General features: G+C 42.9%; 21 protein-coding genes. 4 read left to right on the top strand and 17 right to left on the bottom strand.

The window, feature by feature from the left end:
* Positions 1 to 43: 43 nt before the first annotated feature.
* From gpsB to ATG71_RS13685, 5 genes are all read right to left on the bottom strand, one after another.
* Positions 44 to 355: a cell division regulator GpsB gene (gene gpsB / locus ATG71_RS13705; protein WP_034758475.1), complete on the bottom strand. Its 312-nt coding sequence runs from the start codon at positions 353 to 355 to the stop codon at positions 44 to 46.
* A 118-nt stretch (positions 356 to 473) separates the two neighbouring features.
* A complete protein-coding gene (locus ATG71_RS13700) occupies positions 474 to 1,031 on the bottom strand; it encodes an SLOG family protein (RefSeq protein ID WP_098440060.1) in 558 nt (185 codons plus the stop codon).
* A gap of 252 nt (positions 1,032 to 1,283) precedes the next feature.
* Positions 1,284 to 1,562 (bottom strand): CotD family spore coat protein, encoded by a 279-nt coding sequence (locus ATG71_RS13695; RefSeq protein ID WP_286163134.1) that lies wholly within the window; start codon positions 1,560 to 1,562, stop codon positions 1,284 to 1,286.
* A 352-nt stretch (positions 1,563 to 1,914) separates the two neighbouring features.
* Positions 1,915 to 3,207 (bottom strand): ribonuclease H-like domain-containing protein, encoded by a 1,293-nt coding sequence (locus ATG71_RS13690; RefSeq protein WP_098440058.1) that lies wholly within the window; start codon positions 3,205 to 3,207, stop codon positions 1,915 to 1,917.
* Positions 3,208 to 3,229: 22 nt separating this feature from the next.
* On the bottom strand, positions 3,230 to 5,494 hold the full coding sequence (locus ATG71_RS13685; RefSeq protein WP_098440057.1) for a DEAD/DEAH box helicase: 2,265 nt from the start codon (positions 5,492 to 5,494) through the stop codon (positions 3,230 to 3,232).
* A gap of 210 nt (positions 5,495 to 5,704) precedes the next feature.
* Here ATG71_RS13685 and ATG71_RS13680 point away from each other — a divergent pair, with 210 nt between their 5' ends.
* Positions 5,705 to 6,154, top strand: coding sequence for an Hsp20/alpha crystallin family protein (locus ATG71_RS13680; protein ID WP_098440056.1), 450 nt, complete (start codon positions 5,705 to 5,707; stop codon positions 6,152 to 6,154).
* Between the two features lie 38 nt (positions 6,155 to 6,192).
* Here the strand turns inward: ATG71_RS13680 and ATG71_RS23755 are convergent, their stop codons facing one another.
* Complete coding sequence (locus tag ATG71_RS23755) at positions 6,193 to 6,690, bottom strand: YppG family protein (protein WP_286163001.1); 498 nt, start codon at positions 6,688 to 6,690, stop codon at positions 6,193 to 6,195.
* A 211-nt stretch (positions 6,691 to 6,901) separates the two neighbouring features.
* Here ATG71_RS23755 and yppF point away from each other — a divergent pair, with 211 nt between their 5' ends.
* A complete protein-coding gene (yppF, locus tag ATG71_RS13670; protein WP_098440055.1) occupies positions 6,902 to 7,084 on the top strand; it encodes a YppF family protein in 183 nt (60 codons plus the stop codon).
* Positions 7,085 to 7,111: 27 nt separating this feature from the next.
* On the opposite strand, the gene ATG71_RS13665 is transcribed toward yppF, so the two are convergent.
* The 3 genes from ATG71_RS13665 to ATG71_RS13655 all read right to left on the bottom strand — a co-directional run bounded on the left by ATG71_RS13665 (position 7,112) and on the right by ATG71_RS13655 (position 9,412).
* Entirely contained in the window at positions 7,112 to 7,468 is a 357-nt protein-coding gene (locus ATG71_RS13665; protein WP_098440054.1) for a YppE family protein, read from the bottom strand.
* A 70-nt stretch (positions 7,469 to 7,538) separates the two neighbouring features.
* The gene (locus tag ATG71_RS13660; protein WP_098440053.1) at positions 7,539 to 7,793 is read right to left on the bottom strand and encodes a hypothetical protein; all 255 of its coding nucleotides are present in this window, start codon (positions 7,791 to 7,793) and stop codon (positions 7,539 to 7,541) included.
* A 581-nt stretch (positions 7,794 to 8,374) separates the two neighbouring features.
* On the bottom strand, positions 8,375 to 9,412 hold the full coding sequence (locus ATG71_RS13655) for a DUF2515 family protein (RefSeq protein ID WP_098440052.1): 1,038 nt from the start codon (positions 9,410 to 9,412) through the stop codon (positions 8,375 to 8,377).
* A gap of 115 nt (positions 9,413 to 9,527) precedes the next feature.
* Between ATG71_RS13655 and recU the strand changes: the two genes are divergently transcribed.
* Both recU and ATG71_RS13645 read left to right on the top strand, forming a co-directional pair.
* Complete coding sequence (gene recU / locus ATG71_RS13650) at positions 9,528 to 10,136, top strand: Holliday junction resolvase RecU (protein WP_098440051.1); 609 nt, start codon at positions 9,528 to 9,530, stop codon at positions 10,134 to 10,136.
* 104 nt (positions 10,137 to 10,240) lie between these two features.
* Entirely contained in the window at positions 10,241 to 13,030 is a 2,790-nt protein-coding gene (locus ATG71_RS13645; RefSeq protein ID WP_098440050.1) for a transglycosylase domain-containing protein, read from the top strand.
* A gap of 33 nt (positions 13,031 to 13,063) precedes the next feature.
* On the opposite strand, the gene ATG71_RS13640 is transcribed toward ATG71_RS13645, so the two are convergent.
* From ATG71_RS13640 to ATG71_RS13605, 8 genes are all read right to left on the bottom strand, one after another.
* Entirely contained in the window at positions 13,064 to 13,579 is a 516-nt protein-coding gene (locus tag ATG71_RS13640) for a YpoC family protein (RefSeq protein ID WP_098440049.1), read from the bottom strand.
* On the bottom strand, positions 13,576 to 14,232 hold the full coding sequence (gene nth, locus ATG71_RS13635) for an endonuclease III (protein WP_098440048.1): 657 nt from the start codon (positions 14,230 to 14,232) through the stop codon (positions 13,576 to 13,578). The genes ATG71_RS13640 and nth overlap by 4 nt, the downstream gene beginning before the upstream one ends.
* Before the next feature lie 88 nt (positions 14,233 to 14,320).
* Positions 14,321 to 15,031 carry a DnaD domain-containing protein gene (locus tag ATG71_RS13630; protein WP_098440047.1) on the bottom strand — a complete coding sequence of 237 codons (711 nt, stop codon included), beginning with the start codon at positions 15,029 to 15,031 and terminating at the stop codon, positions 14,321 to 14,323.
* 139 nt (positions 15,032 to 15,170) lie between these two features.
* Positions 15,171 to 16,463 carry an asparagine--tRNA ligase gene (gene asnS / locus ATG71_RS13625; RefSeq protein ID WP_179886535.1) on the bottom strand — a complete coding sequence of 431 codons (1,293 nt, stop codon included), beginning with the start codon at positions 16,461 to 16,463 and terminating at the stop codon, positions 15,171 to 15,173.
* A 142-nt stretch (positions 16,464 to 16,605) separates the two neighbouring features.
* Positions 16,606 to 17,796, bottom strand: a complete 1,191-nt coding sequence (locus ATG71_RS13620) for a pyridoxal phosphate-dependent aminotransferase (RefSeq protein WP_098440045.1) — start codon at positions 17,794 to 17,796, stop codon at positions 16,606 to 16,608.
* Between the two features lie 18 nt (positions 17,797 to 17,814).
* Positions 17,815 to 18,291 carry a cell wall elongation regulator TseB-like domain-containing protein gene (locus ATG71_RS13615; protein ID WP_098440044.1) on the bottom strand — a complete coding sequence of 159 codons (477 nt, stop codon included), beginning with the start codon at positions 18,289 to 18,291 and terminating at the stop codon, positions 17,815 to 17,817.
* 12 nt (positions 18,292 to 18,303) lie between these two features.
* Positions 18,304 to 18,474: a YpmA family protein gene (locus ATG71_RS13610; protein ID WP_079533122.1), complete on the bottom strand. Its 171-nt coding sequence runs from the start codon at positions 18,472 to 18,474 to the stop codon at positions 18,304 to 18,306.
* Between the two features lie 133 nt (positions 18,475 to 18,607).
* Entirely contained in the window at positions 18,608 to 19,444 is an 837-nt protein-coding gene (locus ATG71_RS13605) for a hypothetical protein (RefSeq protein WP_098440043.1), read from the bottom strand.
* Positions 19,445 to 19,488 lie beyond the last annotated feature (44 nt).

Here is a 19,488-nt window from a genome sequence, read left to right as displayed (position 1 = left end):
ACCTAATTATACGGTAATTCCCCAAAACATTCAACTGGAAAAATCAGTCGTATAATTTGTTACCAAAAACGTGTTTCTCTAAATTAGATAAACGTTTTAAAATATCGAAATTCGTGGTTCCGGTCTGTTGAGGCGGAGCCGCTGAACGCTGTTGCTTCAGAGCACCCTCAGCCTGCTTTTTCAGTCGCAGGTTTTCCTGCTGTAAGTCTTCTATCTCCTGGTGAAAGGTTTCATAGTCTTTAATAATCAAATCTAAAAATTTATCCACATCTTCCGGCTTATATCCCCGCATTCCACTTTTGAACTCTTTTTCGAGAATATCCTTAGCCGTTAACTTCACTTTATCTGAGATCATTCTATTCACCTCTATATTTATCACTATCATTTTTTCAAATAACCGTCAATTTGTCAATCGTATTTCATACTTCAGTGATTCCATTCCCTCTAAAAAAGCCTCGTTAAGTTATGATTCTTCAGTCTGACTTCCACTGTTCCTCTTCAACGATCCACTGTAAATCATGGAAGCTGATTGCCCTGAGGTCAAAAGATGGTTCGGACTGTTTCTTTTTTTTCGCATCTTCATAGAAATATCTAGGCGAACCTTCTTTTTCCTCATCGTACAGGATCACACACGAATCGCTTTTGTGTAAAAATAATTGATTCTTGTTACGAAACTGCTGAGGATTCTTATAAGGATCCTTCGAGATGGTTTCGACAAAGTCAGCTTGAGAAAGTATCAGTTCATAGTATTCCTTATTCTGTTCGTTCCAGTTTTCCTCCTGAGAAATAAAAGGGGTGAGCACGGCAAGTTTAAGATCAGCGTAGTCTTCCTGAAGCTCAAATACAACTTCTGCCCCCCAGAGCTCTACGCCAAGCTGCCCGCTGATGAGGACCCATTCCAATCCTTCATCCAGGAGTGATACCAGTTCTTTCTTCAATGCTTGCTTTATGTAATAAACCGCTTTGTCATCCTGCTTGAAAATTCCTAATTCAAAGGATTTATATCCAGTAATGCATGCTACATTCCCCACATGGAAAACCCCTTTAATAAACTTTGGGTACCTTTGAATCCTTTTATTAGCGTACCCCAAACCTTCTCACTCTATTGTATCATATTTCACGGATTTCTGAGACGGGGAAATATCCATATCGGGATATCCCGGCATAAAAAAAGAAGAGATGCCTCCGTAAAGACTGCATCCTCCTTAGGAAAGCGATACAGTGCAGGGCACTGTATCACTGAATCCAGTCTTTAGAATCATCCCTCTGATATCATGATGATATTATCTTCCCATACCGTATGGTCCGAATGGCGGTCTTGGACGAGGTCCAAATCCCGGGCCTCCTGGTCCTCCTGGGCCAATTGGGCCTCCAGGGCCTCCTGGTCCCCCACCACAGTTAAAATGCTGGTGTGACACACTGTCTACTTGAGATTGAGTTTGAGGGAAATAATGTTTATGTTGATACATCACATTATTTACATTTGTCGTATGAGCAGGGTGAATGTGTGGCACCTCATAGGTGTGGCATGTATGTTTCACACAACATTTCGTAGGGTGCATGACAGCTGGAAGTACTTGATTGGGTCTTGGTCTATTATACATAGAAACGCTCTCCTTTCATCTCTTAGTGATTACACTTATAGCCTATGAAAGGAAGAGGGTACATGTACTAATGCAAATACCTATTTTTAGGGAGTTATTTCCGAATACTTACATTAAGCTATATAAACTTTGTGAATAATTGGTAAAAACAAAGGCTGTTAAACCAATGACGACAAAGAACAAAATTAAGATAGCACGGTTCACTTTCATCATTCCTTTTTTCATAAAAAATTTTCAACACAATTAATTATTTTACATCTACTTTTGAAAATTCTCAATATAAAAATAAGAAGATGGAACCACTTTCACTCTATAAATTTTTCTCTTCGCTCCTCCGGGTAACAAAACCTATATGTTTGTCTATTTTATTCTCGATCCTAGCCTTTCGGTGATTCAGATTTCCTATTATTGTGAGGTGCTTCCCTTTTGTTTCCCCTGTTTTTTCCGTCAGTGCCAAAAGTCGATTGCACATCTCCAGAGCACGCTGTAGGTCCTTTGTTTTGTGCTCATACAATTTGGCCAATTCCAACAGGACCACTTTCCGTATGGGAACAGGTGCGTTCTCGCAGATGCCCTCCCACAACTCAATCGCCCTTTCTTCCTGCTTTTCTTTTTTATATTGAAGGGCAAGCTGGTGCACTGCCCTAAAGTTCGGCTCTTCATTCTCTTTAATGATTTCCTCGTAGCGTTCCTTGGCTATTTTCCTGTTACCCGTATATTCGAGCCATCTGCCAACTTCGAACCGTTCATGCCCTGTCGCCTTGTCATGGACGTTCATGAGCTGAAACGTCAGGTGGGTATAAAGCGTGATGAGGGATAATATATCCAGCTCGTTGTGGGTCATGACCTTGAAGATCCCTTCAGGATCTCTACGCTCGATATAGTCAAAATAAATCATGGGAGCAAGGTATCCGGGTACATCATCAATCCTGTTAAACCCAAGGATGTTTCGTTCTACGTTCATGAGCTTGACGGAATCCAATTTATGCTTAAAGAGTCTTCTGGAACCGTGATAAAGGTCGAAATGACCAAATCCAGGCAGTTTGGGTACATGATCCTTAATAAGGGTGTGTCTTGTCTTGACCTGGGGCCAATCAAAGGCTTTTCCATTGTACGTCACCAGGGTATTGTAATCCACATTGCTCAAGAAGCTGTGGTATAAAGGGATCTCGCTTCCCGGTTGCGGCAGGAAGTGCTGCGTGACGATCACTTCTTTATCCGTCACCCTTCCATGTCCCAACAGGAAGATGGTATTTCCTACCCCTCCGCCGAGTCCCGTCGTTTCCGTATCGAAAAAAAACAGATCTTCATGACTAAGCCCTTTGGAAGACAGGGGATGGTCACCTGTAAACCCCTGCCATGCATCAACGGCTTTTATAAAATCCTTGAACGTGTAATCCCCATGTTGGTGATTGATGGGATAACGCTTTTCCTTTACCAGGCAGAAATCATCATCAATATAATACGCAGTCGTTCCATTTTCTTCCCATAGATCCCAAAAGGGCAGATCCGCTGAATGGTCTGCAGGTCGTGCTGCAGGCTCCCCGTCTTCTTCCCGGATAATATGCTTTTTCATTCTTGTTAATTTATTTTTCAATGACATATCGGTTCCCTCCTTCCATCTTTCATTGAAGGAATTGACGAAGAAGTTTCAATGAATCGAGTTTGGCCGAATCCATGGAATGCTCCATTCCGATACAGGATGGACAGCCGCTTTGACACGGGCATCGTTCAATCATGGAAGTCGTTTCAACAAGAATCTTCTCTATCTGTTCATATACCTTTTCACTGAGCCCGATACCACCGGGATAGCGGTCATAAATAAAGATGGTGGGCAGCTCGTTATGGGCAGCCTTGATTTGTGGCACAACGAAAATATCACTCGGGTCGCACATAACGAATAATGGGATGATCGATTTCAGGCTTTGGGAAGCCCCGATAAGCCCCTCTTCAAGTCTTTCCTGGCTGAAAGAGTCAGCGTCTTTTAATGATATCCAGCTGGAACTTGTATGGAGCTCCTCTTCAGGTAGATGAATCGGACCTGATCCGATATTTTCATGGGTATCGAATTTAATTTTCTTGAAAATCGTGGCCATCGCTTGAACGGTCACATCTCCGTATGCAACATCGAACATGTCTGATTCTCTCATTTTGTCTGTTTCGAGTACCCTTAATTGGACAGCGAGATTGGCGTCCGTAAAATAATCCACGTCCACTTCCCTTACGAATGCCTTCTTTTCCTCCCAGTCCAGCTTCTCCACTTGAAACTGAACACCTTGATGTAAGTAGATCGCTTCATCATGAAGTAATGTCATGGCTGAGAAACGGTCCATTTCCCCGATGACCTTCACGGCTGAAATATCGGTTTGATCGATGATGATGACATTTTCCTGTGATGCCGAACGAAGACTGATGTTATGTGCAGGGAACACATCGTTCATCCAGTACCACTTGTCACCATTTTTATGAACGACCCGCTCTTCTGCGAGAAATTCCAGTATATCTTTCATTTCATGCCTGCCAAATTGCTCCCCTTCCCTGAAGGGCAGCTCATAAGCAGCACACTTGATATGATCGATGAGAATGATTAAATTATCAGGATTGATCCGTGCGGTTTCAGGAGTCTGTTCAAAGAAATAATCCGGGTGTTCGATGATGAATTGATCCAGTGGACTGGAGCTCGCCACCATGATGACCAAGGACTCACCATGTCTTCTCCCTGCCCTTCCTGCCTGCTGCCAGGCACTTGCGATCGTGCCGGGATATCCTGTCATGATACATACTTGCAATTGGCCGATGTCGACACCAAGTTCAAGGGCATTTGTACTGACGACCCCATATATGTCACCCTGCCTCAAGCCTTTTTCAATTTCTCTTCGCTGCGTGGGAAGATATCCTCCCCGATAGCCCCTGATCGATTTCGCACCTAATTGACTTTTCACCAACTCTTGTAAATAGGTTAGAATGATCTCCACCCGTACCCTGCTTCTCGCAAATATGATGGTTTGCACTTTATTTTTTAATAGTTCGCCAGCGATTCTCCTTACCTCGAGCGTTGCACTGCGACGGATATTGAGGGGTTTATTGACGATGGGGGGATTGTAGAAAACGAAATGTTTCTTTGCACTTGGCGCCCCATTATTGTCGATTAAATTCATTTCCGTTCCTGTCAATTGCTCCGCCAGTTCTTTTGGGTTGGCGATCGTTGCCGATGTACAGATGAATACGGGTGACGCTCCGTAGAATTCACAAATGCGTTTCAATCTTCTGATCACATTGCTGACATGGGATCCAAACACCCCTCTATATATATGAAGTTCATCGATAATGACGTATTTCAGGTTCTCAAACAGTGACACCCATTTCGTATGATGAGGAAGGATCGCCGAATGCAGCATATCAGGATTTGTAATGACGATATGTCCGGCCTTCCTTACTTTTTGACGGATATTTGCAGCTGTGTCCCCGTCATATGTATAGCTATTTATGGAAACCTCGGCCTCTGCGATGATTTCGTTCAGCTCACTCTTCTGGTCCTGGGCAAGTGCCTTCGTAGGAAATATATACAATGCCCGGGAATCCGGCTGATCCAGAATGGTTTGAAGCACAGGGAGATTATAGCAAAGCGTCTTACCGGAAGCGGTTGGTGTGACGGCTGTGAAACTTTTCCCTTCCATGGCAAGGTGGAAAGCCGAACTTTGATGGGTATAAAGCTTTTCCATCCCTCTCTTATGCAACGCTTCTTTAATTCTTTCATCTATTTCAAGTGGCAAGTCTACCAATTGGGCCGGTTTTTCATCGATGGTATGCCAATGAACAATCTGTTTATTAAAATCGGGATCCTTCTTAAAATATTCTATCAACTGCTGAAGGTTGTTCCTCTTGAACATCTCTATCACCTCTACTACCCATTTTACCGAATCTATGTTCGAAACTAAAGTAAAAAAACCACCTTTCCATATTCATCCTTTTCCAAAAGGGAATGAGGCGAGGGAAAAGACAAACTTTCTTCTTTCTTATTAATTGTATAGGACAAATGCACATTTTCGTGGGTGTGGCATAGGCTAGGATGAATACGTTTGCGTGAAAGGAGCATACAAATGTCCAAGGATTCAAACAAAGGCGGTTTTGGTGACCTGATGCATTCCATGAATGAATTCTTCCATGAAAGACCGATGAAAGGCATGTTACAAAGTATCGATGAATTCTTCACATCTTCTGCCAACCCATTTGGCTCATTCCCCGTTGAATTGAGTGAAGCCGACGATCATTATCTCGTCACTGCCGAACTTCCCGGTGTAAACAGAGAGCAAATACAACTCGATGTGTTTCCTCAGTACATCACGATTTCTGTGACCCATAAAGAAATATATTCAGAAGAAAATGAAAAGCACCAGACAATCAAAAGAAAGCAATCCATGAGAAAAAGCAGTAGGACCGTATCCTTTCCAAGAATCGTTAACGAAAAGAATGTGAAAGCTTCCTATAAAGATGGTTTATTATCAGTAAAAGTAAACAAGGAATCAGGAAAGCGGATACAAATTGAATAAAAGATAAAGGAGCTGCGTGAATGCAGCTCCTTTTTGATCTAGAATTTAAATATCCCGCCTAAACCTTTTACAAGAGATGAAACTTGATTGATGGCACCCATCATCTGTCCAGTCGTATTCATCATTTTATTGAAATCCAACGATCCATCCTGCGACTTAAAGGAGTTCATGATACCGCTTACCCCGCTTGAAGAAGGTTTCGCCATAAAAGACGCTTTCGGGTAGGGATTCGCGTATGACTGCTGTTCCATCGCTTTCATTTGATATGGATTATATTCTTTGTGCTGAAGAGGATTTTCAAAATATGGATTCATTTGCTGAGGCTGATTCATCTGCTGATATTGATTCATCTGACTCGAGGGTCCTGAATAAGGGCCATCCGGCTGTGGTAAATAATTGGGTTGATAAGCTCCATAATTCGGCGGTCTCATCCCTTGCATCGGATAGTTCATCAACGGACCCATATTCTGAGGCTGTAAATGGTGATATGGGTATGGCTGAAATCGCATCTGTCTCGAATACGGTGAAGAATTCATACTTAGCCCCCCTACTTTTAGTGGTTACTATATTTTATGTATGAATGGAAAAATGGTGAAAGAACCCATAAAGATTTTTCGACAACCATGAGAAGAATGTCGGAAGTTACACTATTCTTACAACTTAAAGAAAGGGTTTTCTATGATAGGATGAAGGTAGATAAAGAGCTATGATCATTCATAAGAAATATGTGTATTGGGAGGAATCAAGATGGACTTTAACGAATTGCTGAAAAGATATGAAAGCAGTAAACAGTATCAAGCAACCGACCAACAAGAACTTCTTACACTGGCCAAAAAACTTTATATTTCGAATGAAATCTCCTTTCATCATTACAAAGGATTAGCGAAAGAGATCAATACAATAGAAGAAAATGCGATTTCCACTCCATAAGAAAGAGGCTGCCAAAACGGCAGCCTCTTATTTTCCTTTCAGTTCATCGAGTTCGGTACCAAGAACGTACGAAACAGATTGGAAGTGACTGATGAACCGGTTGTAACTGGACTCAGGAAAGAAACAGTGGACCGATAACATTTCTATATTATCGAAAGTATTGAGAATCTGAGGTAAATGGATGTGCTTCGGCTTAGTATCTTTGATCCAATTCAGGGACAGCTCTTTCCATCGGTCATTCTTTTCTTTCACTTTGTCCGCAAACGGCTTAACTTCAGTATAAAAGTCCCCTTTTTCACCTGACTCGCGCCTGCTTTTATATTCACTTATCATCTTCTCGGACAGGACGAGAAGATCTTCCGTCACTTGTATCAATTCTTTCAAAAAAAGCCCTCCATGAACAATCTAGACAAAAAATAAAAGCAGCACCATGCTACTTTCTTATAAAATCAGTTTAAGACGTCTTAAAGGATAATTCAAGTTTTTGTAAGACATAGGACTTTTCTCTATTTTTCATAAGAACCGTTTTAGAGCCGGTCTTACTTTCCATTGAACTTAATTGACTGTCCATTTTCTGTATCTGACTGGATAGGGTCCTCAATCCTTCTTGCTCTTCGACTGAGATTCGGTCATGCAGGCTCTGTTCCAACTGATTGAGGCTTTCTTCGATTTCAGCTAACTTTAACATAATATCTTGTTTTGGAAGCATGTGAATCCTCCCACCTTTTTTTTGGATTAATACAGTAATTCTCCGTCCTTTTTCCTTTCCCTCCCCCCCTGACAAAACTAGAAGCGTTTCGCCAAAGAAAGTGCAAAAAGGACATTCCAAAAGGATGTTTCGACACCTCCTGAATAAAAGGAACCAAAACTCAAAATACTATGGGTGGAGGTGTTACTTATTGAAAAATCCAAAAAACAAACAAACCAAGCCAAACCAAGCCGAAACCAAGGCATCCAAAGGCAACCCTAAACTAGAAGGCGAAAACAGACCATCGACTTAAGAATGCGGAGACGGCTTGGTCAGACCCGACAAGCATAAGACGAACCATCCGGAAAGGCGTCCTTTGCCTTTTTGGATGGTTTGACTTATGACCTCGAGGGTCTAGCCGCCGGAGCTGGACTAATTAAGAAAGCGGAGGCGGCTTGGTCAGACCCGACAAGCATAAGACGAACCATCCGGAAAGGCGCCCTTTGCCTTTTTGGATGGTTTGACTTATGACCTCGAGGGTCTAGCCGCTGGAGCTGGACTAATCTAAACAGTTCAATTTTCAAAAGAAGATGCGGACATTTTCAAAATGTCCGCATCTTCTTTTTCTTTCGACCTGGCCATATCCCCATGAAAAACCTCTTGGCGACTGCCATTTTCTGCAGTTGCCGCTGTTTATGGAAAAACCACTTTGTCATGATGACGTCTACAGGGAGTTCCTGCTTTTCATACCAGTTCCCCTCAATGGTTTTGTTCACGGACCAGTCTTTGTGATGAGCCCAATTATGGGTTATCTTTCCGTATGCCTTTTTAAGAACAGGTGTATTCGGATCAGGTGCTCCATGACAGTACTTCTTGTAATCCGCCCTGGAACCTGTATGCTCGACCTTTAAAGCAAACTCAAGAAAGAGACTATGATAATCAGGATGAAATAATAGTTCAAATAAGAGATTACCCAACTTGATTCTATTTTCAACCTTTCTGAAACCATGTACACTCGCTCCATAAAGATCTCCATTTATAGTAGGGAAAAGGACGGAACTGAAATGCAGGTGATCTTCTATAAAGAAGAGCGACGTCCCAAACACCTTCCGTTTGTACAGCCCATGCTCGATGACCGGACCCTGGATAAGATGCTGTTCATTTATGATGAGTGACTGCACCAATCGCCTTTCATCCCTCTCTTCAAAGAACCGGTTCCATTCCTCTTCCATGAAATGCGAAATGTGAAAGTCTTGAAAGAAATGAAACATTTTCTTCTTATATAACGTCGAATAATGATAGAGAAGGAGTTGAGGAAATGCATCCTGAAAGATGCTCCAATTCGCCCTCTCATATGTCATAAACAGCAGATCACATGTCTTATGACTCAAAAGGGAGGGAAAGATATCCCCCTTTAAATCGGTCATATTCCATCCTGCATTCCTTGATACCATAGAGGCCAGGAACGCCCATTTGATCTCGGGATGAAGGAGAAAAAATGTTTGATAAGCTTTCGTGCGCGATATATTATCCTGATTGTATTCATCCACCAGTTGATTTACATGGTCAATCCATTCTTTTTTACGTTTAGGTTCAGGTAAATAGGGTAAAAAGCGATAAGTATTGCTGAATTTTTTCATCCTTCCTATCCCACCTCCCCATCTAGTCCTAGAATGAGGAGATTTGTAAACAATTATTCACACAAAATGGAGTGGTTTCTGTTATGATATAGATTAGTCTGCGAGGTGAATTACCATGAAATTCCATTATCCCAATGGAAAGAAATATGTGGAAGCGACATTACCCTCAAAAAAACCTAAGGCCAAACCGAAACAAGTATCGTACAGCAATAGAGGGATGACACTGGAAGAAGATATCAATCAAACCAATCAATATTATCTGACGTTTCAAAAAGCGGTGATTCATAAAAAACCCACACCTGTTCAAATTGTGGATGTTCACTATCCTTCAAGGAGTGCCGCTGTCATTAAGGAAGCATACTTTAAGCAGCCGTCAACGACAGACTATAACGGGGTCTTCAAAGGAAGATACATTGACTTTGAAGCGAAGGAAACGAAAAATAAGACGTCCTTCCCCCTTCAAAATTTTCATGAACACCAGATTCTTCATATGGAGTCGGTCCATAAGCAGGAAGGCATCACTTTCGTACTAATAAGGTTCTCCGTCTCAGAAGAGGTATTCCTCCTCCCCTACGAGGCACTGCGTGGTTACTGGGACCGCATGGCAGGCGGCGGGAGAAAATCAATCAAGCGGGAAGAAATGGAAGATAAAGGGTTTTCCATTCCATTGGGACTCCATCCCAGGGTCGATTATTTAAAAATAGTCCATCAGTTATATTTTTAGTTTATGAAAAATGAGTTAATCTATATTTTATCTCATTATGAGTAGTATATTTTTAATCTTAGACAATACTAAAAACAGAGAAGACCTGAAAGTGAGGAAACAATATGGCTGGTCAATATAAGTCAAGGGAAGAAAAACGCCTGGCCCAACAGAAGTCTAAATCCCCTAAGGGCAAGAAAAAAGGCTCTATGGTTAAGCGCGTCATTATATCATTATTTATTATCGGGATCATCGGGATGCTCGCAGGTGCAGGGTTATTTGCCTATTATGCATCAAGCGCACCAAAGCTTGACGAAAAATTGCTGAAGGATCCGATCGCATCTGAAATTTATGATAAGAACGGAGACCTGATCACGACTGTAGGAAAAGAAAAACGGGAGTACGCAAACTTCGACGACATCCCTCAGGTCATGCAGGACGCCGTCATTGCAACGGAGGATAACCGATTCTACAAACATAACGGAATCGATCTGATCCGTTTAGGCGGTGCAGTCATTGCCAATGTAACCGGAGGATTCGGTTCTGAGGGTGCTTCTACGATCACCCAGCAGGTCATCAAGGGCTCTTTTTTAAGCCCTGAGAAAACCTTGAAGAGAAAAGCTCAGGAAGCATGGCTTGCTCTGAAACTTGAACAGGAATATACAAAAGAAGAAATCTTTGAAATGTACTTCAATAAGGTCTATATGTCAGACGGTATTAACGGTATGGCGACAGCTGCTGATCATTATTACGGTAAGGACATCAAGGATATCAAACTGCACGAAGCAGCTATGATTGCGGGACTTCCTCAAAGTCCGAACAATTATAACCCTCTTAAGCACCCTGAAAGTGCAGAGAAAAGACGTAATATCGTTCTGTCATTAATGGCTCAGCACGGTAAAATTACGGAAAAACAAAAGAAAGCCGCACAAGCCGTCCCTATTACAAAAGGACTGGTATCGGCTGAAGATGTGGAAAAGAAAAATGGAGATAAGTATCCTGCATTTGTTGATGCGGTGATAGATGAAGTTCAGAAAATGGGAGATTACAACTTATTCTCCGATGGCTTAAAGGTCTATACAACCGTCGACCCGGATGCACAAAAACGATTGGAAGAAATCCTGGCAGGTGAAAATACGAGTTTCAGCTATCCGGAAAATGCCGAAGAGCCAATGCAGGCCGGTGTAACCCTCATGGATACGAAAACTGGTGAAATCAGGGCCATTGGTGGTGGAAGGGAACAAGATCCCGAGGTCAAGCGTGGTTTTAACTACGCCATCGACTCCAAGCGTCAGCCGGGATCGACCATCAAGCCGTTGCTTGACTACGCTCCTGCCATCGAACATCTAAAATGGTCAACCTACCATATTTTAAAAGATGAGCCTTATGAATATTCAAATGGAACAGAAATCAACAACTACGATGGTCAATTCAAAGGACCGATTACGATCCGTGAAGGACTGTGGGATTCCCGGAATATCACAGCTTTAAAAGCCTTCCAGGCAGTGGGTGCTGAGAAGGCAGCAGATTTCGTCAATGGACTCGGACTGAAGTTCGACCATTACTATGAATCAGCCTCCATTGGAGGGGTTTCACCTGGTGTAAACTCCGTACAAATGGCAGGCGCGTATGCTGCATTCGGTAATGAAGGTGTTTATAATAAGCCTCACACCGTAACAAAAGTCGTCCTGCGTGATGGAGAAACAGAAATTAAGAATGAAAACAAGCCACAACCGGCGATGAAGGAATACACGGCCTATATGGTTTCCGATATGCTGAAAAGCGTCATCGATCACCCGCAAGGTACGGGTAAATTCGCTAAAGTGCCCGGGTTACCGATGGCAGGTAAATCAGGTACGACCAACTATTCCCAAGAAGAGCGTGATAAATATGGCATCGCTAAATCTGGAGCACCTGATTCATGGTTTGTAGGATACACGACAAATTACACGGCAGCCGTTTGGACCGGCTATAAGACTCAATCCATTCCACTGTCCCCTACTGATCGCCATGTCGCTCAGTATATCGTAAGTGACTTGATGAGCTATGTTCATGATGGCGTTGATACAGCTGACTTCAAAAAGCCTGACAGCGTAGTGGAATCGAAAGTGGAAATGGGAAGCGATCCTGCGAGACTGCCAAGCGAATATACGCCTGATGACAGAATCATCACAGAGCTGTTCGTTAAGGGAACGGAACCTTCCAAGGTTTCCAAGGAATTCGATAAAATCGATGCTCCTTCCAAACTGAAAGGTAAATTTAATAAGAAGGATAAAACAATCACCCTTGCATGGGATTACGGTAAAGAAAAAGACGTTCAGTTTGAGGTTTCCGTATCCATTAATGGGGAAGCGAAACAAGTCTTGACGACTACAGATAAAAAAGGATTAAATGTGGAAAACATTCAATCCGAAGGTACCTTCACCTTTGAAGTTGTAGCCATTTCAGGTGATCAACGAAGTAACCCTGCATCCGTAAACGTAGAAGTAAAAGCGGATAAAAAGGATGAAGGAAAACCGGAAGATGACAATGAAGGCAACAACGACAATGGTCAAGGAAACGGAAATGACCAAGGAAATGGAAATGGCAATGGTAACGGCCAAGGAAACGGAAATGATGATAACTCCGGCAATGACGGCGGTACTCCAGGTAACGAGGATGGTACCACTCCCCCACCTGAAGGAGACGGGACCGGAGACGGAGGAACAGGCGGTACCGGCGACACTGGAACCGGTGATGGCGGGACTGGAGACGGAGGAACAGGCGGTACCGGCGACACTGGAACCGGTGATGGCGGGACTGGAACCGGAGACGGTACTGGCGGAACCGGGACCGGAGATGGTACAGGTGCCGGAACCGGGGATGGAACTGGTACACCTGCTACTCAATCAGAACCTAGAAGAAATCAAGAATAAAAATAAGGCAACGAGAGATTTTCTCTCGTTGCCTTATTTATTTGCCCATTGATTCAAAGCCTGATGCTTGGCATATTGCTTATGTTGTTCTTCAAAAAGCTGGGACAGCTGAATAAACGAATGATAGAGTGCCGGATTATTTCTGATGAAGGTTAAACGTTCAATGACATTAACTGGCTTTATAGAAAAGTGTCCAATTGAGGACTGCCAATTCTCCAACCTAACCGGATGTTTATTGCTCCAATATAAAAGCACATAAAACCTGCCGATGCTTTTTCTCATCCACTCCAATATGCCTTTTGAGCGGCCTTTGAATAGCAATTTAAGATGCTCCTCTTCTTTTTTCCACTCCATGAGGATGTCTTTTACCCATGCTCCTTGAACCTGCCAAGGAAGGGAATCTGCACCCCTCCCATTGTAATAAAGAAGTTCATATGCGAAAAATGGTTCACAAGATTCAAAGGGAGTCTCATCGATCTTTACTCTATCCTCGGAAAAGAAAAAAGGATCTCGCAATTCTTTTGGGATTGGGAAGAAGGTATCACTCATATGCGGCCCTTTTTCTTCAATCTTTTTTGACCTTCCCTGCATAGGTCCACCAGGGGACAAACCTCGCATTGAGGAGATTGCGCTTTGCAATGATATCTCCCGAAAAAAATCAACCGGTGATGGGTGTCGGACCACTCTTCTCTCGGGATTTTTTTCATTAACGTTTTTTCCACTTCCAATACGCTGTCTTTCCACCTGCAGATCCCCAATCTTTTACTAACGCGTTCCACATGGGTGTCGACTGCTAAGGCCGGTTCTCCAAAGGCGACGGAAACCACGACGTTTGCCGTCTTCCTGCCCACGCCGGGAAGCTTCACTAATTCTTCATGTCTATCCGGCACTTCTCCCCCGTACTCAGTAAGGAGGATTTCACATAATTTGCGGATATTTTTAGCTTTATTTCGATACAAGCCAATAGAACGTATATCCTGTTGAAGTTCCTCCAACGTGACCTCCAGATAATCCTCAGGTCTTTTATATTTTTCAAATAAACCTTTTGTCACTTTATTCACAAGGACATCCGTACACTGCGCCGATAGAAGGACTGCTATGACGAGTTCAAAGGGATTGTCATGACGGAGTTCACAATGTGCATCAGGGAACATCTTTCTCATTTCATCGAGACAAATATGTATTTGTTTTTTATTTAACATGTCTGCTGCTACCTCCAACCCAAGGAATGATTTGTAACAAAAAAAGAGACCAACCCAAAAATATGAGAGTCAGTCCCCTTTCATTGTTTTATTGCTCAAGCCAATTATAGAATGGTACTGATTTTCGTTTTGGAGAAGAAGCCGATTCATTTGAAGCAGCCGGTTTTTGGTGGGACCTGAAGCGTTGGCTTTGACTCCGTGCATCTTCAATGGTTTTCACACCATTTTTCTTCCATTCAAAAAGGATCCGATCGATGTATCTGAAGTTCAGCTTTCCGGAAATGACCGCTTCCCTCAATGCTGCTTTAATGATGATGGCATTGTGATCATCCTGATCCAGCCACATGGCAAGGGTCTCACATTCTAATGGAGAAAGAGGGCGGCCGAATTCTTGTTCGAATGTCGTATAGATATCCGCTTCTTCTTCCATCGATTGCTGCATTTGTTTCATTTTCGAATCCTGGATGACGAATTCCGCCATCTTTTCCCATAGAGGGTTGAGAGAATACTTCTCAAATAGGATCCCTTCAGCTGATGAACCTTCTTCAATCGATAAAAATCGTTGTTGAATGAGCTTTCGTAACAGGGATGAACAAAATTCACTGGAAATGCTCATGGGCCTTGAAAGCTCTTCCGGTGTCGGAAAATAATTTCCCTTTTCCAAGTGGCCGTAAATATGCAAAAGCAGGACAAATTCTGATTCATTTAAACCCAGTGTATGGTAATTTGATAATAATAATTGCGGGATGTTCAGTGTCCCCTCTTCGATCCAGGACACCATTAATTGTTTATAATCCATATTCAGTACACCTCACTCATTAGTATATCATGATTCAATATATGTGGACATGGTTATGGATTAGAAGAAAGTTGGAAAAAACAAAAGAACCGGCAGGGATTGCGTGTAAGCAATCCAGCCAGCTCTAATTTCAGTGTAATTAAGGATACAGACGGTTGAGTAGGCGTGGGAATGGGATGGTTTCCCTTACGTGTTCTACTCCGCTGATCCAGGCTACTGTCCTTTCAAGTCCAAGACCGAAGCCGGAGTGAGGGACAGATCCATATTCCCTTAATTCCAGGTACCACTTGTATGCGTCTGCAGCAAGTTCATGCTGTTCGATACGCGCTTTCATCAGCTCTGCATCATGAATACGTTCTGAACCACCGATAATCTCCCCATACCCTTCAGGAGCAATCAGGTCAGCACATAATACCACATCATCCCGATCCGGATCCGGCTGCATATAGAAAGGTTTTAGTGAAGTCGGATAATGGGTGATGAACACAGGCTTATCATAACTTTCAGCAATGGCTGTTTCGTGGGGAGCACCAAAGTCATCTCCCCACTCGATATCATCAAAGCCTTTTTCATGCAATAATTTCAGGGCATCGTCATATGTGATGCGCGGGAACGGAGCTTTGATTTGCGCAAGTTTAGACACGTCCCTACCCAGGCGGTCCAATTCAAGCTTGCAGTTATCCAGTACGGATTGAACGATATAAGAAACATACTGCTCCTGTACTTCCAGGTTATCCTTGAAATCATAGAATGCCATTTCAGGCTCGATCATCCAGAATTCGATCAGATGACGACGTGTTTTAGACTTCTCCGCCCTGAATGTAGGACCGAATGAGAATACTTTTCCTAACGCCATGGCAGCAGCTTCCATATAAAGCTGACCGCTTTGGGAAAGGTACGCGTCTTCTTCGAAATATTTAGTGGCAAATAATTCAGTTGTTCCTTCCGGCGCACTTCCAGTGAGGATCGGTGGATCCACCTTGACGAATCCTTCTTGATTGAAGAATTCATAGGTAGCACGGATGATTTCGTTGCGCACTTTCATCACGGCATGCTGTTTACGGGAACGAAGCCAAAGGTGACGATGGTCCATGAGGAATTCAGTTCCATGCTCCTTCGGTGTAATTGGATAATCCACGGCTTCGTGGATCACTTCCACGCTCTTCACCTGCAGCTCGTATCCAAACGGTGAACGGGAATCTTCTGAAACCGTTCCAGTTACATATAAAGACGTTTCTTGAGTCAATGATTTTGCTTTTTGAAAGATTTCTTCTTCCACTTCACTTTTGACGACGACACCTTGAATGAATCCAGTTCCGTCACGAAGCTGAAGAAAGGCAATTTTTCCACTTGAACGTTTGTTGGCAAGCCATGCTCCGATGGTTACTTCTTCTCCAACGAACTTACTTACTTGAGATATAGTAGTTTTCACGATTTTTTCCCTCCAAAAAAACTAAGACGCTTATGTATCGTTATTTATTATACATTTACCATTATCCCGTCGCAATAGATAGAGCGAAACGAGATGAGTTTAAGGAAAAAGCAGACCGGTATACGGTCTGCGATTCCCTCTATTATCTGCTTTTATCCTCAACAAATTTCTGCATGCGCTCGATTGCTTCTTCAAGGGCATCGAGGCTTGTGGCATATGAAAGACGGATATTGTTCTCCGCCCCGAAACCTGAACCCGGAATGACGGCTACCTTCGCCTCTTCAAGCAAGGCCTTCGTGAATTCATCGACATTGTTGTAGCCTGTTTTCTTTGCGGCTTCTGACACATTCGGGAATAGATAGAAAGCTCCTTGAGGCTTCAAACAATGGAACCCCGGGATACGGTTCAATTTATCAAATACAATGTTTAAGCGCTCTTCGAATGCCCCTCTCATATCCTCTACAGGCTTCTGATCCCCCATGTAAGCTGCAACGGTCCCGTATTGTGAGGTCGTAGTGGGGTTGGAAGTTGAGTGGCTGGCAAGATTGGTCATCGCTTTGATGACGGATTCGTTCCCTGCCGCATACCCGATTCTCCATCCCGTCATGGAATGTGATTTAGAGACTCCATTGATCACAATGGTTTGTTCTTTCAATTCCGTGGACAATTCCGCAATGGACGTATGGGTATTCCCACCATAAACCAGCTTTTCATAAATCTCATCTGACACGATCATGATGTTCTTTTCCAAGCAAACGTCGCCGATGGCCTTAAGCTCTTCAGAGGAATACAGCATACCTGTAGGGTTGCTTGGTGTGTTAAGAATGACCGCCTTCGTTTTCGAAGTGATTGACTCTTTCAGCTGTTGCGGGGTGATTTTGTACTCATTTTCTTCTTTTCCTTCAACAATGACAGGCTTCCCACCGGCTAGCTTCACTTGTTCAGGATAGCTTACCCAGTATGGTGTAGGGATGATGACTTCATCCCCTTCATTTAATAAGACTTGAAATAGTGTATATAAAGCATGCTTTGCACCACTTGTTACAATGAGCTCGGATGGTTTGTAGGTCAGGTGCTGATCGGTTTCAAACTTATGGATGATCGCTTCTTTCAGTTTGGCCATCCCACCGGACGGAGTATATTTCGTATGACCTTCCGTCATGGACTCATAGGCAGCCCTGATGATATGTTCCGGTGTATTAAAATCTGGTTCTCCGGCACCCAAACCGATGACGTCGATACCCTGTGATTTCATTTCCTTCGCTTTAGCCGTGATCGCTAACGTCGTGGATGGTGTTAATGCACTGACTCTATCAGCTAACGTGAATTTCATTTGTCATGTTCCCCCTGATCATAAATTTTCAATTTTTCTCCACCATTCCCCGGTAGAAAACAGCAGATAATAATAATTTAAATTGTCTTGTTGATCTAAGTAGGTCATTTCCCATACCGGACCGACAGATTCATACCCTAACCGGACCGATAATAATTCTTTTGGTTTCTTTTCATCATTTAGTTTATTGATTGCCTGATCTTTTGTAATGCCATTGGCCCATTTTTTCTCAATAATTTTCCCCTTCTTATCCGGGACCCAGGCGACCAGCTTTTCCCTCTTTTCATTTTTGCCGGTTATCACTACATAGGACTTCGAGCCATTATAAAAGCTCGTATCCTCCACTTTCACGATGGCCGTTTCATCTTCCACCCGCTTCAAGGCCAGGTCCCTCTGATGATCAAGAGGATTCCGGGAAAGCTGGTACACGAGGACAGAGGCTGAGATTCCAATGACGAGGAACAATAGTACGATGATGGTTATCCATTTTTTCATTACAATCACTCTTTATGTACGATAAATTGTTAATACTGCTTGATTCTGATCTTCCGGATCTAATGCTAAACCAAACATATAATCATCTTTTTTTAACGTTCTATTCAATGTATCAACCACTTTATATAAGTTATCCGTATACTCGATACGAACAGTGGAAAGAACTTCGATTCGGCTTTCCATGTTGGTCCTCCTTTTAACTATTACCCTCATTCAAGTAAAAAAACTCTACACACATTATAACAACATAAGGGGCCACCTTGGTAGGGGAATATCAGAAAAACAGTGATGAATTCATACATGGAAGGCTGAACGGTCAGCCTCCCTCCTTGAATACTCCATCTTCCTGATCAAATGTGAGCACCTCATAATTTCTACTGTTAAATTTTACTGCTATCAGCCCGTGTTGACCCGTTAAGTAAAGATCGATCCACGCTTCGTTGATGGCTTCAAGCATTTCACCATTCAGGAGCCTTTCTTTAGAACGGTAAAGAATGGCGGTTTGTGGGTCAACATGCTTAAGAAGCCTGTGAGACATGCCTTCTGATTTGGCATGGACCGGCAGTTTAACGATGTTGACGTTTTTCAGGGGTTTACTGAGCAGCACCCCTTCAGCATGTGATGATTGGGAACTCAGCCAGAGAAAGCGATGCTGAAAAAAGGTGAAGGAAAAGTCCAATCCTTCTCTCTTTTCATTTCCTTCGTGTAGAGCCCTCATAGTTAATTCATTTGAGAATGTACAGGTCTGGTCCTCTTGTATGGTATGAAGGAATCGGGAGACTCTTTTCGGCATAACTGTTTCAAGGGATTTCCCTACGATGATTTCTTCAATGCCGAACTTTTTCACCAGTTCAACGATCATTCTCACGTCGACTTCATTCTTCTCCGTAATGATCAAACCCTTAATGCTTCCTATATGAATTTGATTGAAATAATAATAAAGTTGCCTGCGGTCCTTAAATGATCCTGTATTGATCAAATAATGATTGCCAGATGCCAGGTGAAGGACAGCGACCTCCCCTTTTTCGACAGGGAGGAAGCTAATCGCATACTCTTCTTGTGAGACATGTAAATCCACCTTGGGGACCTTCATTCCATAAGCATTTGACGTCACGAGGAGAAAAGACAGTACAGCCAGTATAATCACTCTCATTTACAATCCTCCAGTTTCACATCTACCCTTTAGATTGTGTCAAA

Source organism: Bacillus sp. es.034 (assembly GCF_002563655.1).
Lineage (GTDB): Bacteria > Bacillota > Bacilli > Bacillales > Bacillaceae_B > Rossellomorea.
This window is presented reverse-complemented; position numbering and strand designations above follow the sequence as displayed.

Excerpts from the sequence above, each read along its gene's own strand:
- gpsB (WP_034758475.1), bottom strand. The coding sequence starts at position 355 with ATGATCTCAGATAAAGTGAAGTTAACGGCTAAGGATATTCTCGAAAAA.
- ATG71_RS13695 (WP_286163134.1), bottom strand. The coding sequence starts at position 1,562 with ATGCACCCTACGAAATGTTGTGTGAAACATACATGCCACACCTATGAG.
- ATG71_RS13690 (WP_098440058.1), bottom strand. The coding sequence starts at position 3,207 with ATGTCATTGAAAAATAAATTAACAAGAATGAAAAAGCATATTATCCGG.
- ATG71_RS13685 (WP_098440057.1), bottom strand. The coding sequence starts at position 5,494 with ATGTTCAAGAGGAACAACCTTCAGCAGTTGATAGAATATTTTAAGAAG.
- ATG71_RS13680 (WP_098440056.1), top strand. The coding sequence starts at position 5,705 with ATGTCCAAGGATTCAAACAAAGGCGGTTTTGGTGACCTGATGCATTCC.
- ATG71_RS23755 (WP_286163001.1), bottom strand. The coding sequence starts at position 6,690 with ATGAATTCTTCACCGTATTCGAGACAGATGCGATTTCAGCCATACCCA.
- yppF (WP_098440055.1), top strand. The coding sequence starts at position 6,902 with ATGGACTTTAACGAATTGCTGAAAAGATATGAAAGCAGTAAACAGTAT.
- ATG71_RS13660 (WP_098440053.1), bottom strand. The coding sequence starts at position 7,793 with ATGCTTCCAAAACAAGATATTATGTTAAAGTTAGCTGAAATCGAAGAA.
- ATG71_RS13655 (WP_098440052.1), bottom strand. The coding sequence starts at position 9,412 with ATGAAAAAATTCAGCAATACTTATCGCTTTTTACCCTATTTACCTGAA.
- recU (WP_098440051.1), top strand. The coding sequence starts at position 9,528 with ATGAAATTCCATTATCCCAATGGAAAGAAATATGTGGAAGCGACATTA.
- ATG71_RS13645 (WP_098440050.1), top strand. The coding sequence starts at position 10,241 with ATGGCTGGTCAATATAAGTCAAGGGAAGAAAAACGCCTGGCCCAACAG.
- ATG71_RS13640 (WP_098440049.1), bottom strand. The coding sequence starts at position 13,579 with ATGAGTGATACCTTCTTCCCAATCCCAAAAGAATTGCGAGATCCTTTT.
- nth (WP_098440048.1), bottom strand. The coding sequence starts at position 14,232 with ATGTTAAATAAAAAACAAATACATATTTGTCTCGATGAAATGAGAAAG.
- ATG71_RS13630 (WP_098440047.1), bottom strand. The coding sequence starts at position 15,031 with ATGGATTATAAACAATTAATGGTGTCCTGGATCGAAGAGGGGACACTG.
- ATG71_RS13620 (WP_098440045.1), bottom strand. The coding sequence starts at position 17,796 with ATGAAATTCACGTTAGCTGATAGAGTCAGTGCATTAACACCATCCACG.
- ATG71_RS13615 (WP_098440044.1), bottom strand. The coding sequence starts at position 18,291 with ATGAAAAAATGGATAACCATCATCGTACTATTGTTCCTCGTCATTGGA.
- ATG71_RS13610 (WP_079533122.1), bottom strand. The coding sequence starts at position 18,474 with ATGGAAAGCCGAATCGAAGTTCTTTCCACTGTTCGTATCGAGTATACG.
- ATG71_RS13605 (WP_098440043.1), bottom strand. The coding sequence starts at position 19,444 with ATGAGAGTGATTATACTGGCTGTACTGTCTTTTCTCCTCGTGACGTCA.